11 protein-coding genes are annotated in these 13,807 nt (G+C 59.2%); 7 read left to right on the top strand and 4 right to left on the bottom strand.

What is annotated here, in order from left to right; translation table 11 throughout:
• Positions 1 to 13 precede the first annotated feature (13 nt).
• Both stbB and AERO9A_RS04530 read right to left on the bottom strand, forming a co-directional pair.
• Positions 14 to 733 carry a StbB family protein gene (gene stbB / locus AERO9A_RS04525; protein WP_159970743.1) on the bottom strand — a complete coding sequence of 240 codons (720 nt, stop codon included), beginning with the start codon at positions 731 to 733 and terminating at the stop codon, positions 14 to 16.
• A 27-nt stretch (positions 734 to 760) separates the two neighbouring features.
• Positions 761 to 1,354, bottom strand: coding sequence for a hypothetical protein (locus AERO9A_RS04530; RefSeq protein WP_159970744.1), 594 nt, complete (start codon positions 1,352 to 1,354; stop codon positions 761 to 763).
• Positions 1,355 to 1,654: 300 nt separating this feature from the next.
• Here AERO9A_RS04530 and AERO9A_RS04535 point away from each other — a divergent pair, with 300 nt between their 5' ends.
• From AERO9A_RS04535 to AERO9A_RS04565, 7 genes are all read left to right on the top strand, one after another.
• Complete coding sequence (locus AERO9A_RS04535) at positions 1,655 to 1,996, top strand: hypothetical protein (protein ID WP_236080587.1); 342 nt, start codon at positions 1,655 to 1,657, stop codon at positions 1,994 to 1,996.
• On the top strand, positions 1,996 to 6,363 hold the full coding sequence (gene mobF, locus AERO9A_RS04540) for a MobF family relaxase (RefSeq protein ID WP_159970745.1): 4,368 nt from the start codon (positions 1,996 to 1,998) through the stop codon (positions 6,361 to 6,363). Before AERO9A_RS04535 ends, mobF begins: the two co-directional genes overlap by 1 nt.
• Before the next feature lie 135 nt (positions 6,364 to 6,498).
• Positions 6,499 to 6,915: a hypothetical protein gene (locus tag AERO9A_RS04545; RefSeq protein WP_159970746.1), complete on the top strand. Its 417-nt coding sequence runs from the start codon at positions 6,499 to 6,501 to the stop codon at positions 6,913 to 6,915.
• Positions 6,912 to 7,106 (top strand): hypothetical protein, encoded by a 195-nt coding sequence (locus AERO9A_RS04550; protein ID WP_159970747.1) that lies wholly within the window; start codon positions 6,912 to 6,914, stop codon positions 7,104 to 7,106. Before AERO9A_RS04545 ends, AERO9A_RS04550 begins: the two co-directional genes overlap by 4 nt.
• 244 nt (positions 7,107 to 7,350) lie before the next feature.
• The gene (locus AERO9A_RS04555; RefSeq protein ID WP_159970748.1) at positions 7,351 to 7,998 is read left to right on the top strand and encodes a hypothetical protein; all 648 of its coding nucleotides are present in this window, start codon (positions 7,351 to 7,353) and stop codon (positions 7,996 to 7,998) included.
• A complete protein-coding gene (locus AERO9A_RS04560; RefSeq protein WP_124180462.1) occupies positions 7,995 to 9,197 on the top strand; it encodes an XRE family transcriptional regulator in 1,203 nt (400 codons plus the stop codon). Before AERO9A_RS04555 ends, AERO9A_RS04560 begins: the two co-directional genes overlap by 4 nt.
• Before the next feature lie 114 nt (positions 9,198 to 9,311).
• Positions 9,312 to 9,776 carry a hypothetical protein gene (locus AERO9A_RS04565; RefSeq protein WP_159970749.1) on the top strand — a complete coding sequence of 155 codons (465 nt, stop codon included), beginning with the start codon at positions 9,312 to 9,314 and terminating at the stop codon, positions 9,774 to 9,776.
• 130 nt (positions 9,777 to 9,906) lie between these two features.
• Here AERO9A_RS04565 and AERO9A_RS04570 read toward each other — a convergent pair whose 3' ends face one another.
• On the bottom strand, positions 9,907 to 12,531 hold the full coding sequence (locus AERO9A_RS04570; protein WP_159970750.1) for an AAA family ATPase: 2,625 nt from the start codon (positions 12,529 to 12,531) through the stop codon (positions 9,907 to 9,909).
• Positions 12,532 to 12,631: 100 nt separating this feature from the next.
• Positions 12,632 to 13,684 (bottom strand): DUF3800 domain-containing protein, encoded by a 1,053-nt coding sequence (locus AERO9A_RS04575; RefSeq protein ID WP_159970751.1) that lies wholly within the window; start codon positions 13,682 to 13,684, stop codon positions 12,632 to 12,634.
• Positions 13,685 to 13,807 lie beyond the last annotated feature (123 nt).

A 13,807-nucleotide genomic window follows, 5' to 3' on the forward strand; every position in this document is an offset into this window, starting at 1 on the left:
GAGCGTGTTCATCTCATGCACCTACCGGCGCAGTCAGCGATTCGAAAACATGCTGCAGCTGTCGATCCATTGAACGCGCCATTTTTTGGATCGCCACCATGTCAGCAGCCTTGTCGAAGCCTTTTTTGTCGCCTGACTTAGAAGCCGCTTTGAGATGGGCTTTCCAGTCTGTTTCATCTGCCAGCGCCTGCGCGATATTGAGCTTCTTGTCGGCGAGAAGCGTGAAGAGCTCCGACTCCGGCACGAAAGCCTCGACGTCGGCGCGGGCTACACTGGTCTTTTCGGCGAAGCGCAACACGTCGCTAAAATCCTGCTCGACGTCAGATGAGCGATTGAAAATGAACGCAACCTTCTCGCCTGCCACTCCCAACTCGTGCAGCATCTGCGCGGTCTTCATGGCCTCTGTGCGCTCTTTCTTCGCTGGGGTCGCTGGGATCACGAAAAGGTCCACCTCGTCGTGGCCGTCTTCGAAACGCTCCAGACCTTCGAGAAAGTCTTCGATATTCGAAGCACCCACGTCGAGAATCAGGTCGTCGGCCGCAGCCAGTTCGGCGTAGATGCGCGAAAACTGTTCGCCACGCAGTTTCTCGACCTCGGCGCCGAGGTCGCCGCCGGCGGCATTGATTGTTTCGACGGCGAGGATCTTCGCCTCCGGCATACGTGGAGCGAACAAATTAACGGCGAGGGTGGTTTTGCCCTGATTACCGCCGAGGTTGACGATCGCAATGCGCATGTTTCCTTCCTTCTATGTTCTCCGCGCCTATTCGCGGAATTCGTCGTAGTCGATCGCGTCCGCTTTTTCTTTCAGCTTCCGAATCGATTTTGCTGGGGCGGCTCGCGTACTGCTTGGACTTGCGAGGTGCTCAGTGCTCTTTTCCTTTGCGGGAGCGGGTACAGGTGTTGCTTTCTCAGTTTTTTTGCCGCTCAGAAACGCATCGATTTCGGCTTGCTCCCCTTCTGATAAGGGCGCTTCTCCCTGATCCAGCGGCATTCCGGTAGTCCTGGAGTTCGCGAGAAACTCTCGGTATTCAGGGGCCAAATACTTTTGAATGAACTTTCGTAAGCTGTTGTACGACACGTACACGCCGGCGGCTTCCAGGGCTTCTTTCTGTTGTGTAATCGGTGTCCCTGCGATGGTTGCTTTCCGCAGGACATCCAGGCGCGGCAATAAGATTTGTGTCGCGCTACCACGCACGTTTTTTTTCCCTCTCGTCTGAGCCAGCGCCTCCGCTCGACGCCGCTCAAATTCGGCCTCGATTTTCGCTGTCAGCGCGTCTCGCTCGCGATTCATCTCTGAAATGAACTCCTCGATTTTCTCAATCGGGTCCTTGGTGCTTGGCTTTTCCTGAGTCATCAGTCGTTCTCCTGCCGTTAGTTGCAAAGTGCTGCCTAATTCTAGGCCTTACGGTTTCAAACGGAGAAGCGAGGATGGTCATTTCCTGCCGTCTTGCTGGTCATAATAGTTGTAAACTGTGGTTAGTCAATTAAAACTTGAGGTAAACGGATGGTTGTGGTTGTATTTGTTGCATGAGGCTTGAACACGGCTGCACTCGCTTCGCGAGGTGCAGTCGTGTCAGCCCAGCCAGCCGGGCAGAGAGCGAGATCGGTGGACTACTAAAGCCGTAGTAGCCACCCCCTGAAGGGGAAGATGGCGATGAGTTTCGAGCGTAAAAACCACACGCAAAGCATGGTGAGTGAGGCGGCGCAGGCTGCCTTCGAGCGCCTTGCTCGCGATCTTCGTGTGCCGAAATCAGGCGTTCTTCAGGCGATCCTGGAGGCCGTTCCGACCTCGGATCTTGTCGCCCTAGTGCGAGGTGATCTTGCTTTGCACGACGCTAAAACCGTCGCCCTGGAGCCGGACGCAGCAATCGCAGTTCGCTCCGAAATCGAATCCGCCTTCGCCCTTCTGGGGTCCCGGATCGCGGACGCGAGCCGGCTCGGAGCGCAACGCGCGGTGGCTGAGCAGCTCAACGCTCTGTTCGCCGAGGAGGCGTGATGGCGATCTTCACCATCGACAAATTCACCGGCGGCGATATCGGTGCGCGAGCGGACTATTTCGAGCGGGGCGAGGGGCGGATTCTCGACGACGAGCACGATCAGGTGCTGTCTACCGGGGGGGAGGACTACTACCACATGCCCGGAAACGACACGCTGCTGACCGAGTACCTCGGCCAGGGTGCCGAAGCAATGGGGCTGGGAATCACTCCGCAAGATGGGGACTACGCCGCACTGATGGCCGGCACGAATCCACGTACAGGGGAATCGTACGTACCTACGCGTCGCCAGGGAGAGCTTGAGCGCGGAACTGGCGTGGCCGGTTATTCCACGAGCTTCAATGCCGACAAGACTCTTTCCCTTGTCTACGCCTCACTGCCACGCGAGCAGCAGATTATTTTCGAGCGAGCGCTGATGGAGGCGTCGCGCCGCGTTGTTGAGTACGCCGAAGCGCAGGGATACTTCGGGTATCGGCTCGGGGCCCAAGGGGTAGACCGTTACGCCGGCAAGGCCATGGCTGCCAGCTATTTACACTTCACCAACCGCAACCAGGAGCCGCACCTCCACGTTCACGTCGAGATCCCGAACGCCTGCCTTGGCACTGATGGGCAGTGGCGCCCGCTAGATGGCGGCGAGCTTTATAAAAGGCAAGCCGAACTGGCAGCGCTTTGGGACTGCTACCTGGCCCATGCTCTGAGCCGTGATATCCCTCAGCTCGCTAAGTACTTTGAAGTCGACTTAGAGCGCAACGGTCTGCGCGTGGCAGGCATCTCCCGCGAAACCGTGTTGGAGTTTTCCACTCGCCGCATCGAGATCCTCAAGGCTCTCGCCGAGATGGGCGCTAGTGGCGCTGATTCAGCGCGCGGCGCAGCTAAGCGCACACGCGAGGGAAAGAAGGAGCGTGACTCAGACGAACTACGCGCTGAATGGCGCGAGCAACTCAGCAACCTCCACCAGGATTTGCAGCGCGGTGACCTGAGCCCAGAAACCCGCCTGTTCGCGGAGCAGCTCGTATTCCGTAACTCCTCAGTTTTTGGTGAGCACGCCCTCGACCGAGCAGCCGCACAGCTCGCCATCTTGCATGGCGGCGAGCCTGCCATCCCGGCAATTAAATCTGCGCTTATCCGCCAGCTCGGCATTGTCGAACTCCCCCAGGAAGGCCGCTTCCGTGAATTCACGACTGAAACCTACCGCCAGCTCGAAGGTGAGCTGCAGGCATACTCCCATGCTGCTCAGCGGCCTGAGGCGCGCTTCACGCTTAAGCAGCTTGATGTGGAGATGGCCATTGCGCGTATCGAGCGCGAGAAGGGTTACCCGATGCGCGATGAACAGCGCGCAGTCGTTCGACTCTGTACTTCCGGTGCTCGATTCCAGATCATCCAGGGCGCTGCGGGCACGGGCAAGTCCGTCAGTCTGTCCGCGCTTCGCGAGGCGTATGAGGCTGCCGGTAACCGTGTCATCGGCCTGGCGCCATCTGGGGCGGCTGCAGCTGAGCTTCAGAACTCCGCAGGAATTCAGGCGCGCACCATCCACTCGCTTCTGATGCGTCTCGAAAACGATAATCCGCAGTACCGCGAAAAGCTCAAGGCTAGCGACGTGATCATCTGCGACGAAGCCGGCCTTGCGGATCTGCGCACTCTTCACAAGTTGGCTGGGTTCTGCGAAGCAGCAGGCTCAAAACTCATCCTGGTCGGTGACGGCCGGCAGCTTGAGGCTGTCGGCTCGGCATCCAGTCTGGACATGCTCACCGAGGAGGTCGGCTGCGCCGAACTGGTCCAGATTGCTCGCCAGAAAGACCCAGCAGACCGCGCGATCTCCCAGGCCTGGTTCGAGGGGCCGACAGAGCAGGGCGGCCCTGACGCCCTGGAAATGATGAAGGCTCGCGGCCTGCTGAAAATGCCGGCCGAGGGCACCAAGGATAAGCCGCTCGATCTGATGATGCGCGATGCCCTGCAGGCTCACTCAGAGGGCACCGACTGGCAAGAAATCCTGCTGCTGGCTGACCGTAACCAGTCCGTTCGTTCTCTGAACAACAAGGTCCGCGATCACCGGTTCGAGATCGGAGAGTTGAACAAAACCCAGCAAATCCGAATTCCGGTCGAGACTGGACGAGGCGATTACGCAGACCTCGATCTGGTGCCGGGCGACCGGATCATGCTGCGCAAAAACCAGAAGCTCGACGGCGAGCCGGTTTACAACGGCGACCGCGCCACGCTCACCAGGATCGAGCGGGTACAAACCGGCACCGACGATAACGGTGAGCCCATCTACAACACTAGGATAACTGCTCGCCTGGATCGCACCAAAAAAGAGGTCAGCTGGAATCTGTCTGACTACGCGGCGATCGATCACGCTTACGCGATGACCGTGCACAAGTCCCAGGGGCTCACCGTCGACCGCGCGTTCTACCTCGTTTCCGATTCGACTGATCGCCGCCTCGCCTATGTGGCATTTACGCGATCGCGCTATGCCTGCGCGTTCTACACCGCGAATGACCAGGATTCGCTCGACACCCTCGCGCGCAACACCGAATGCTTTAAGAGCAAACGCTGCGCCCTGGACGCCGATAAAGAGTTCCGCGCCCTGATCCGCGCCAACGCTGAAGCCGGCCTTTACGAAGATCAGCCGATCAAGGCCCAGCAGCCGAGCACCAAGGATCTACTGGAGAAAGCAGGCGAGCGCTTCGAGTACCCGACCGAGCCAAAGGCCGAGCCCAAAAAATCGCCCGAGATCCAGGTCATGCCAGCCACCCAGGCCGACCATGACTTGTCCGTCGCCCGCGGGTTCGCGGTAACCACTTTAATCGATCAGCCGACCGACACCCGCCAGAAACCCGGGAAACCCTACGAATTACCGGCCAATGCCAAGCGCGTCGCACTCTTGGCCGAACCACTGCCTTTGCCCCCACCCCCCAAACAGGAAATTGAAAATGAGCGACCTGGACTATTTCGAGCCGACCGAGAGCGAGCCCCCGATCGTATCAGAGAGCTTGCCGACGCCGAGCGCGCCGGTCTGTTCGCCCACCACCCGGTCGAAGACCCTCGCGAATCTGCGCGGGCCAATCCCCGAGACGGTCTGCGCAATCTGTCCGAATGCCGTCTGGCATCAGACACAGGGCGGGGACGTACGGGTGTTCTGCAAGATCATGCACGTGATCGTGGACGAGCTGCTGCTGGAATGCGACGGGACTGTGCCGCCGCCCAAGGCCAAGTAGGTTCTGATATGTCTAAGCCACGTCGAGTCTGGACGAAGGGCGAGCAGCAGCGTGAAACGCAGGCGATCCGAGATTGCGTTGAGCTGCGCGTTCACGCTGAGCGCCTCGGCTACGTTCAGATGAGTGGATCGGGTGCTCGCGTACGCATGGAGAACAAGTTGCTCGATAAGTCAGACCCGATGCGCGAGATTACCCTTAAGCCGAATGCTAAAGGCGAGCCGAGCTGGGTTGCCACCAAGGCCGGCACTGGCTCAGGCCTCGGTGGCGACGTCTTCCATCTCCACCAGCGCGTCACCGGGCAGAGCTTCTTGGAGACCCGCGACGAACTGCGCAAGCTGGCCTTCAATAAGGGCTTCGACGCTGGGGCGCGTTACCAGGGCATGGGGGCGTCCGAGCGCGAAGCGCGTATCGAGCAGCAGCGCCAGGCCGAGGCCCTCAAGACTGAGGTCCGACGTGCAGAGGCTTTCCGCCAGTACCAGCGCACCTTGGCAGAGCCGAGCAAATTCTTGCTGGCTCGCGGCATCTCCGAGCAGACCCTCGCCGAAACGAAATGGCGCACTGACCGGCACGGCAACGCCGTTTTTCCGCATGTGCGCGAAGACGGGAAATTCACTGGTTTCGAACGCAAGCAGGATGGTCCTGCGCTTTTCTCGAAGAGCGAGCGAGGCGTCTACATCGCCAACCCAAGCTGCGAGAACCCGAAGCGAATCAAAGTGGCAGAGGGCGGTCTCGATGCCCTGAGTCTCTACCAGCTCGATACACCAGAACAGCGCGCTTGCACGCTCTACGTCAGCTCAGGCGGAAACCCGGCCGATGATACCGCCCGTGCACTGCGAGGCCTGGCCAACCGTACTGGTGCTCGGCAGGTCGATCTCGTTTATGACAGGGACGATGCAGGCACCCGGCATACCGAAGCGTTGACGCAACTGCTCGCCGAGCAAGCTCCCGACCTGCCGGTCGCTGATCGCCGTGACGACTACAAAATGGCTGAGGGCGAGGATCCCAACGACTTGTTGCAGCGTCACCAGAACAAGCCGGCGCAGGCTGCATCGGAGTGGGATCAACAGGCGAAAACCCACCAGCCGGTGGCCGCTCAACAGCCTGCCGCCTTGGAGGGCGTCGAGGAATTTAGAGAGCAGGGGAGGTCAATGTGATGACCTATTTTTATATCAGCGCTGGCGACCTTCCAGGCGCTCCCTTGTGTCTGATAACGCCAATCTCTGCCGGCCGCGGCTGGCTGCGTACTCGCTGCCAGGATCACGCCTACGCGCGAATCCTGGAGGTGGCCGGTGTCTGACACGCTCAGCGAAATCCAGCGCCTGGCCGAGCGCATGCGCGATCACCAAATCGCGAACCTGGAGGCGCAACTCGTGGAGCTGCGCGCTTCACCAGGCAACGGCCTGGCTGGCCCGTTCATCCTGACGATGACGATCTGCAACCTGGTAGTGCCTGTCAGCGCCGCCTTTGTCGTACCGAGTCAAATCCTCGATCTACCTGTTGATGCCAACACCAGCTGGCACCTGGCGCTATTCAGTCCGTGGCCACCGACCGAGGCCGTTCTCCTGGATCTGCGCAACGCCCTGTTCGACGACGCCCCCAGCAACGTCCGGGATCGAGTTGAGCTGTTTTCACACGACAATTCCGCGAAGCTAGCGAAGTGCAAGTCGGCCGGAATTCAACTCTATCTGCACGGAGCCACAAAATGACCATGCGTCTCACGTTGAATCTCGATTTGAACGCCAACGATCTGGAAGCGCTGTGTAGTCTCGTTGATCACCCTAAAGCCGTAGCAGCTGCCTCAGCGCCCCACGATCCTCGTGAGCAGGCTCGGATTATCGATGTTTTGGCTGAGATTAAATCTCAAATCACAGTTACAAATTACGAGGTGCGCGAATGAGCCAGCCAAGTGATTTATGGCGCGATGACCTCAAAGCCCGAGAAGAAGCTCGCCGAAAAGCGCTTTGGAGCTTGGGTGCCCACGAGCGAAAAGTCGATTGAATGGACGAGCGCCCAGGCGAAATCGCTTGACTCCCTGACTTGTGAGCGAAGGAAGTAGCATCTCCAACTATAGCCTAAGACCCTTTACACGAAACTTTTAGGGTGTAGAATCGCGTTTAACGAAATCCGCTTGAGTGCGTACTATGTCGCAGCCTAGTCGTAAGGCCATTGCTGAACTGATCATGCAGAACATCCCTCGTGACCTCCTGCTGGGTATCGAGGAAGGCCTGAATGTGGGGGCTGCACGTGCATTCTCGGCAGCCAGAAGTATGCACACTGGCCATGTCAAACACGCGGTCGGCCAAATGCGCGCTTTTCACATGAACGAGACGTTTAACGACGCTCTGGTCGCTGGCGGAGCGAACCCCACTCCTATCAAGGGCAACAGCCTAGTTGTTGGGCGCGCAGGCATGCTGACGTTGAGCCGTTTCAACGTATCCGCCCGCTCTTGGAACAACGGTCGTCGTAGCGCTATGCGCCGCCAACTTGCCCAGGCAAACCAAGCAATTGAGCAGCTGGTTCAGCCCGGACTCTTCGCTCCGACGCCAATCACCCAGGCGACCGTTTTCTTCGTAGCATCGTTCAGTGGCTCTATGTCGTACGAGCCTGAGGCTCCGCAAACGATCTACATCGCTGTGCCCGACAAGGACATGAAGTCCTGGATTTTCCAAGAGCCTCTTGAGCGCTTCTGCTCGCGTTACTTCGAAGTCGAAAACCCTGTTCAGCCGGACATGGCTCAACCCAAGCTCAAGCCGGGCGTGGCAGCGGAAACGCGGAAAAATCAGTCATGAGTCGCGGAGTTAATGGGTTCCAGTCGGGCCGCCTGAGTCAAGCTCTCGCGGCCCGTCGTCTTCCTCAAGTTCAGCTCGCTGCCATGATCGGCGTGTCGCCAGCGACTGTTAGCAAGTGGCGCGCGGGGCATCAGGATCCGGAAGCTGATGCGCTAGAGCGTCTCGCCTCCGTTATCAACGTAAGCCCTGAGTGGTTTACCCGACCGCTACCGGCCAAGGTGTCTCTGCCTCTGTTCCGAAGCAACGCTTCGGCACATGTTGCTGCCCGGCAAATGTTGGAGGCGCGGTTGGAGTGGGCCCAAGACATCTCCATCGCCCTGGAAGAGTTCGTAGACTTCCCTGAGGTCAAGCTCCCAGTGCGACGGTACGCGTCGCCCGAGCAGATCAGTGCTTCGGATATCGAAGAGGCTGCTTGTGAGTGTCGAGATCTTTGGGGACTAGGCCGGCGAGCTATTCCTGACCTTGCGCTGGCTGTTGAGGGCGCCGGGGTAATCCTCGTTCGCGAAGAGACCGGCATCGCACCTATCGAAGGGTTATCAGCGTGGAGTGAAGCGCTGCAGAGGCCGATGATTCTGCTATCTGCAGACAAGGCAAACGGGTTCCGCAGTCGGTTCGATCTGGCTCATGAGCTCGGTCACCTGGTACTCCACAAAGGCATAGAACGCTCCACTGATCCAGTTCGGTACAAGCAGATGGAAGATCAGGCACATCGTTTCGCTGGGGCTTTCCTGCTGCCTGCAGAGACCTTTGCGGCTGAGGTGAAGACGCCGGTCACTTTGGATAGCTTGCTGCTACTCAAACAGCGCTGGGGCGTCTCGGTCGCTGCTATCGTGATGCGTCTTCATGCTTTGGGAATTATCGATCAGGAAGAGAAGTCGCTTCTCTTTAAACGACGCTCTGCTCGCTGGGGAGTGAAGTCTGAACCAGGTGACGAGGCTCGCGTTCCTGAGCAACCTCGGCTTCTCAAGAGAACCATCGAACTTCTAGCTTCATCTGGTGTTATGCCTATCGAGTCAGTCCCGAGTTACATCGGCTTGGCTGCATTTGATATCGAGCGTCTGACTGGGCTCTCTGAGGGGTACCTGTCACAAAATGGTGTTGTGTTGTCGCTGACAAAGCTGAAGTCCAGCATTGCCCGTGATAAATCCCCTATTGCGACTGACGGAAACGCTACCGTTCTGCCTTTCCATCGACGCTGATGTATAGATAAGCATCCTAATTCATTTGGATGCCCTCTCCCTGTCGTGGTGCCATCAGTGGGCTCTGCACTGGCTCGCGTGCTCACGGTGCATAGCTCAACGGAGCAACCTCGGATGACGAAACATCGGGTCTATTTGGACACTGAGTTCACCACCCTCAACCGCTACCGCGCACAGCTAATCAGCCTCGCCCTGGTAGTTCCTGGAGGCCCAGAGCTCTACATCGAGTTGACCGATACCTGGTCAGCGGAAGACTGCTCGCCGTTTGTGATAGATACTGTTCTCCCCCTCCTCGATCGCGCTCGATATGGTCGCACTACCAGCCAGGCCAGGGCCGAGCTGCTGGCGTTCCTGCAGGCCCTTGGGCCAGTTGAGGTCATCACCGACGCCCCCAATCATGACTGGCCCCTGCTGTTGTGGCTTGCAGGTCTTGCAGGCCTACCGGTAAATGTACAGCCGGAACCTGGGCATTTGCCTATCGACCTGAACGCCGCCTACAGCGGCAACGAGCCGCCCCACCACGCCCTCCAGGATGCCCGCCTACTCGCTGCTCTCGCCGAGAAAACCAACCCCGCATGACGATGCTTCGTGTACGGTTAATCACATATCTGTGATTTTGCGTACAAGGAAGGAGCACGATGAAAATCAACGCCGGCACTCCCTGGGGTTGAGCGAAACAGTAGTAACGAGGAAGGTCGGCGTAATCCAATCAGTGGTTGATTAGTGTCTCCAATGCTGCGTCCAATGCCGTGACAGATTCGACAATTGTCCGTACGGTGGCACGATCGAATTCGTGGTCGCGCTGCGAGTCGTGTACACCGCTGTTGAGATATCCCCACTCGATACTTCCTGCGCCGATGCCTAGTAAACTATCCAGTGCGGAAACGACATCCGTGGCACCAGCATAGTGATCTGCGATGCGGCCAACAGCCGACCGCAGCTTGCCGCATTTGTTGTTCAGTTCCCACGGCGAGCGCGGTCCTCCGAGCTTGAGCTCGATGCGACCGTCGGTGCGCCGACCCAACCAAGTCCAGATGCGATCTGTCAAGCTCTCCAGCGCGGGGCGCGCTTGACGTAGCGCTTCGCGCTTCTCTTCGCCCGCCAATGCCTGCTGGGCCAGCAACACGTAATTTTTTGTCGGCGGGGTGCTATCGACGCGCAGCTCGTGCTCGCCGTTATGCGGCAAGAACTTGTAGCGCTTAATGGCCGCGGAGCGCCGCGCACCCAACTCCTGCTGGATCCGATGCAGAAACTCCTCGGCGTGCGAGGTCAGGATGACTTGCTTGCCGTCCAGCAGACCATCCTCGAAGAAGGTGCGCCAGATGCCATCGCGATGGTCATCGTCGATCGCGTTAACGACGTCATCGAAGATGACCACGGGGCAGCCCTGGGCAATATTCTTAGCCAGCAGAATCGCAAGGCCTAGGCACTTGATATGTCCTTCGCTGAAGACGATCAGGGCGTCATAGCGCACGCCAGGTTCCCCGGCGAACTCCACTTCGATCTTGCCGTTCTCTGCCACTGGAAGCCATAGCGCATGCAACAGGTCGCCGGGTGGGTCACCACGATTGAATGCGTTGTACAGATTGCGGGCCTGTTCTCCCAAGCCCTGGAGCAGCGCGCCCGGCAGCGCGGCCAAGTAGGCCTGGATCTCTGGCAGAAAACTGTCGTAGGCTGCCTTGATCCGCTGATGGTGCGCCACCACCGGCACTTCTGCCGCGACGGCCTGAATCAGTTCGCGATTCACCTCGTCGAACTGGATCACTGTCTGGCGGGCTGCGGCGAGCTCCTGGTCCGCTGTCGTGCGCATCGTTCGCAGTCGTTCGATCTCCAGCCTATGCTGATCCAACCTGCCCCGCTCCTGGGTCAGCGCGCCGCGCTGGTCATGCACTTCGCGAGCCTGTGCGTCGACGCGTTCGATTATCTCGGCGATTTGCAGCAGAGCGTTCCAGGCGCGCCTCTCACCATCGAGCCAGCCGGCCAGCCAGTTGCCCTCAGCAGTGGGTGGCAGCGCAGGCAGGCCCGCCGCGTGTAGTTCTGTAGGACATACGATCGCAGCAATCGTGACCACGCGACGAATCTCGTCCCAAAGCGCTCGCACTGCCTCGTTCAACTGTGTTCGAAGGTTGGCTTCGTGCTGCTGAAGGGCGGCCAGTTGTGCAAGCTGCTCCAGACCTGAGCGTGCTTTGGCAAAAGGGTCTTGCGCCACAGTGCTCAGCCCTGTCCCACAGGCAGGGCACGCTGTAGCTCCGTCGGCTAGGGCTAACACCGCCTCGTAGAGCTTGGCGTACGATACTTCGCCGGCTCGCGCCGCGAGCTGCCTGGACGATTCCTGCCACAGGCCCTGAAGGCGGTAGGCCTCTGCCAGAGGTGCTTGCAGCCGGGCCTGGGTCACCTCGTGGATGGTAGGCGGAACCGCATCAAGCTGGGCTTGCACATACGGAAGCCGTCCTTGTTGTTGCGATGTGCCGAGCAGCCAGTCGACACAAACCTGGTACGTCGCACCAGGCGACATGCGCTGCGCTAGATCGCGTTCTAGAGTCTCTACCCCTGCGATCTTTTGCGGGTAGGCAGCGATCGTCTGTTCGGAGTTCGCCAGTTGCAGGCGACGCTGTGCCAGTTGAGACGCCTGGGCCCCGACAAGCATAAGATCCTGATCGAGCGACGGATTGAAACCACGTACGAATTCGCTGAACTGATCCACGCCGAACAAGGTGGCGATGAGCTGTCGCTGATCGCCCGGTGTCCGTGCTGCGATGCGAGCGAAGTCGTCGAGGCGGTTCTTTTCGATGAAGCAAAAGCGGTACTCGGATTCGTCCGGTTGCACGACTTCGATGTCGTTTGCCCCTCTAGTCGACAGCACCGGAGCGATATGGCGACGTAGGCGGGCGTTGTTGCAGTAGGTGCGCTGGTCCACTCTCTTGACCTGCGCTTCGCTGATGGAGCCGAGCATCGCCACTTCCAGAGCCTCGCAGAAACTACTCTTGCCGGTACCGTTGGCGCCGTAGACCAGGGTAATGTCATGGCTGAGGTCGAATGTTTCCTGCCGCATGAACCCGCGAAATGGCCCCACTTCAAGCTGGTGCAGACGCCCGAGCGCTGGCCCGGTTTCAGGCCCGCGAGCATCCCCGTCGTACGCTACAGGCATCTGCGCTAAATGCGCCACGGCCAGGGGCGCGAGGCGCGTTGACCGTCCGCGGCGCGCGGCACCGACCTCCGAAAGTGGCTGCAAATGGTTGAGTATCAAGTGCGCGAGCCGGCGAACGTCGTCATACACCTCTTGCTGCGCGAGGTGTGAAAGGAAGCGGTGGTACTCCGAATGAATGCTTGCCATGCAACCCTCTAGACAGAAAGACGCTTTTGGCTGCGTCCGTGGCGGTGTTGATCGGCCTCTCGCTCCTTGGCGTGTGGTCGGGCAATATTTCCATCCGCCGTTATGGCTTATGGAAGTTCTGAGCAAAATAGTCGATTGTCTGCGCCGCCTGGCTCCCCTGGCGGAATCGTTTCTGTTCCTCAAAATCGATCGAAGGCAGCATGTGGATCAACTGATGATCTGCATAGAGGGCCAAGACTCTCCGAGCATCCAGCGTCCCGCTGCGTTGTCCCGTGAGCGTGTTCGCTGCCTCTATGGTCGCCCCTATCATTACGTCCGCCAGTTGCACCGCGGGACTTGTCTTGGAGTCGACTTGTGTCACCGACTGGAGCTTGAGTGGAAAGGTAATACTTGCGATCTCCGACTGGCGCAACGTGATCGCATCCTCGTGGTGAATAAAGCGCTGCAGTAAGTCGTGGTAGGTGAGCAGGTTCTTGGACTGATCGTGCTCGACCCAATAGGGACCGTCGGCCATGGCTTCCATCCGGCTGATCAGCGACTGCAGTACCACGAGGGCGGCGTCTGTGGTGACACCTGGGGTGGCGATCGCTTGCAGGCATTCCGGCGCCGCAAACTGCGCCAAGGGGCCCAGTGCTTCTGGCAGTTCCCTCCAGCGCGAGGCGCGAGCGGCCTCGACCAGATCGGCAAGCGCCTCCGGGCTTTTCTCCTTTACTGCACGTTGGAAACAAGCCAGCAACCGGTCAAGAGCGCTTTCCCCGAGGAGCATTGGCCCTGTCACGTACAGCAGCGATGCGAGCGAGTAGTTCTGCCCATCCTCATAGAAGTCGATCCCGCGCTCGTAGTAGAACGGCTCGACCGCGTAGTCCAGGAACATCAGCAGCAGAAGGAAGCGCTTGTCGCAGACGTAGGTCACGCATTTGTGCTGGGTTAGCAGGTCGCGCAGTAGCGCCAACAGGCGTGGGTGGTTGGCTGGGCGGCGCGCCAGAGCCCGATACTTGAGCTCGTCCGCCTGCAGCTTGGGAAAGTGCTCCCGGATCAAGCGCCTGGCCTGGTCATCGTCGATGGCGATGGCCGCCGCCCCCTGGAACCGTTGCTCAGGGTTAAGCAGGTCGAAGCCGGTGTAACCGCTTTCATCGATTCGAAAGCATTCCATTGCAATTCCCGTCCGATTGAAGGGCGATGTTTTGGACGAGCGCAGGCGCTGGTCAAGACCAAGTTAACCGCGTGGTTAAGTCAGGTGCAATTACGCAATTGGCTCCACCTCGCCCAGCAGGAT

It is taken from the genome of Pseudomonas sp. 8Z (assembly GCF_902506535.1).
GTDB lineage: Bacteria > Pseudomonadota > Gammaproteobacteria > Pseudomonadales > Pseudomonadaceae > Aquipseudomonas.

What these genes read in the sequence shown, in the direction of transcription:
- AERO9A_RS04555 (WP_159970748.1), top strand. Translation starts at nt 7,351, where the DNA reads ATGTCGCAGCCTAGTCGTAAGGCCATTGCTGAACTGATCATGCAGAAC.
- AERO9A_RS04535 (WP_236080587.1), top strand. Translation starts at nt 1,655, where the DNA reads ATGAGTTTCGAGCGTAAAAACCACACGCAAAGCATGGTGAGTGAGGCG.
- AERO9A_RS04575 (WP_159970751.1), bottom strand. Translation starts at nt 13,684, where the DNA reads ATGGAATGCTTTCGAATCGATGAAAGCGGTTACACCGGCTTCGACCTG.
- AERO9A_RS04570 (WP_159970750.1), bottom strand. Translation starts at nt 12,531, where the DNA reads ATGGCAAGCATTCATTCGGAGTACCACCGCTTCCTTTCACACCTCGCG.
- AERO9A_RS04565 (WP_159970749.1), top strand. Translation starts at nt 9,312, where the DNA reads ATGACGAAACATCGGGTCTATTTGGACACTGAGTTCACCACCCTCAAC.
- stbB (WP_159970743.1), bottom strand. Translation starts at nt 733, where the DNA reads ATGCGCATTGCGATCGTCAACCTCGGCGGTAATCAGGGCAAAACCACC.
- AERO9A_RS04550 (WP_159970747.1), top strand. Translation starts at nt 6,912, where the DNA reads ATGACCATGCGTCTCACGTTGAATCTCGATTTGAACGCCAACGATCTG.
- AERO9A_RS04560 (WP_124180462.1), top strand. Translation starts at nt 7,995, where the DNA reads ATGAGTCGCGGAGTTAATGGGTTCCAGTCGGGCCGCCTGAGTCAAGCT.
- mobF (WP_159970745.1), top strand. Translation starts at nt 1,996, where the DNA reads ATGGCGATCTTCACCATCGACAAATTCACCGGCGGCGATATCGGTGCG.
- AERO9A_RS04530 (WP_159970744.1), bottom strand. Translation starts at nt 1,354, where the DNA reads ATGACTCAGGAAAAGCCAAGCACCAAGGACCCGATTGAGAAAATCGAG.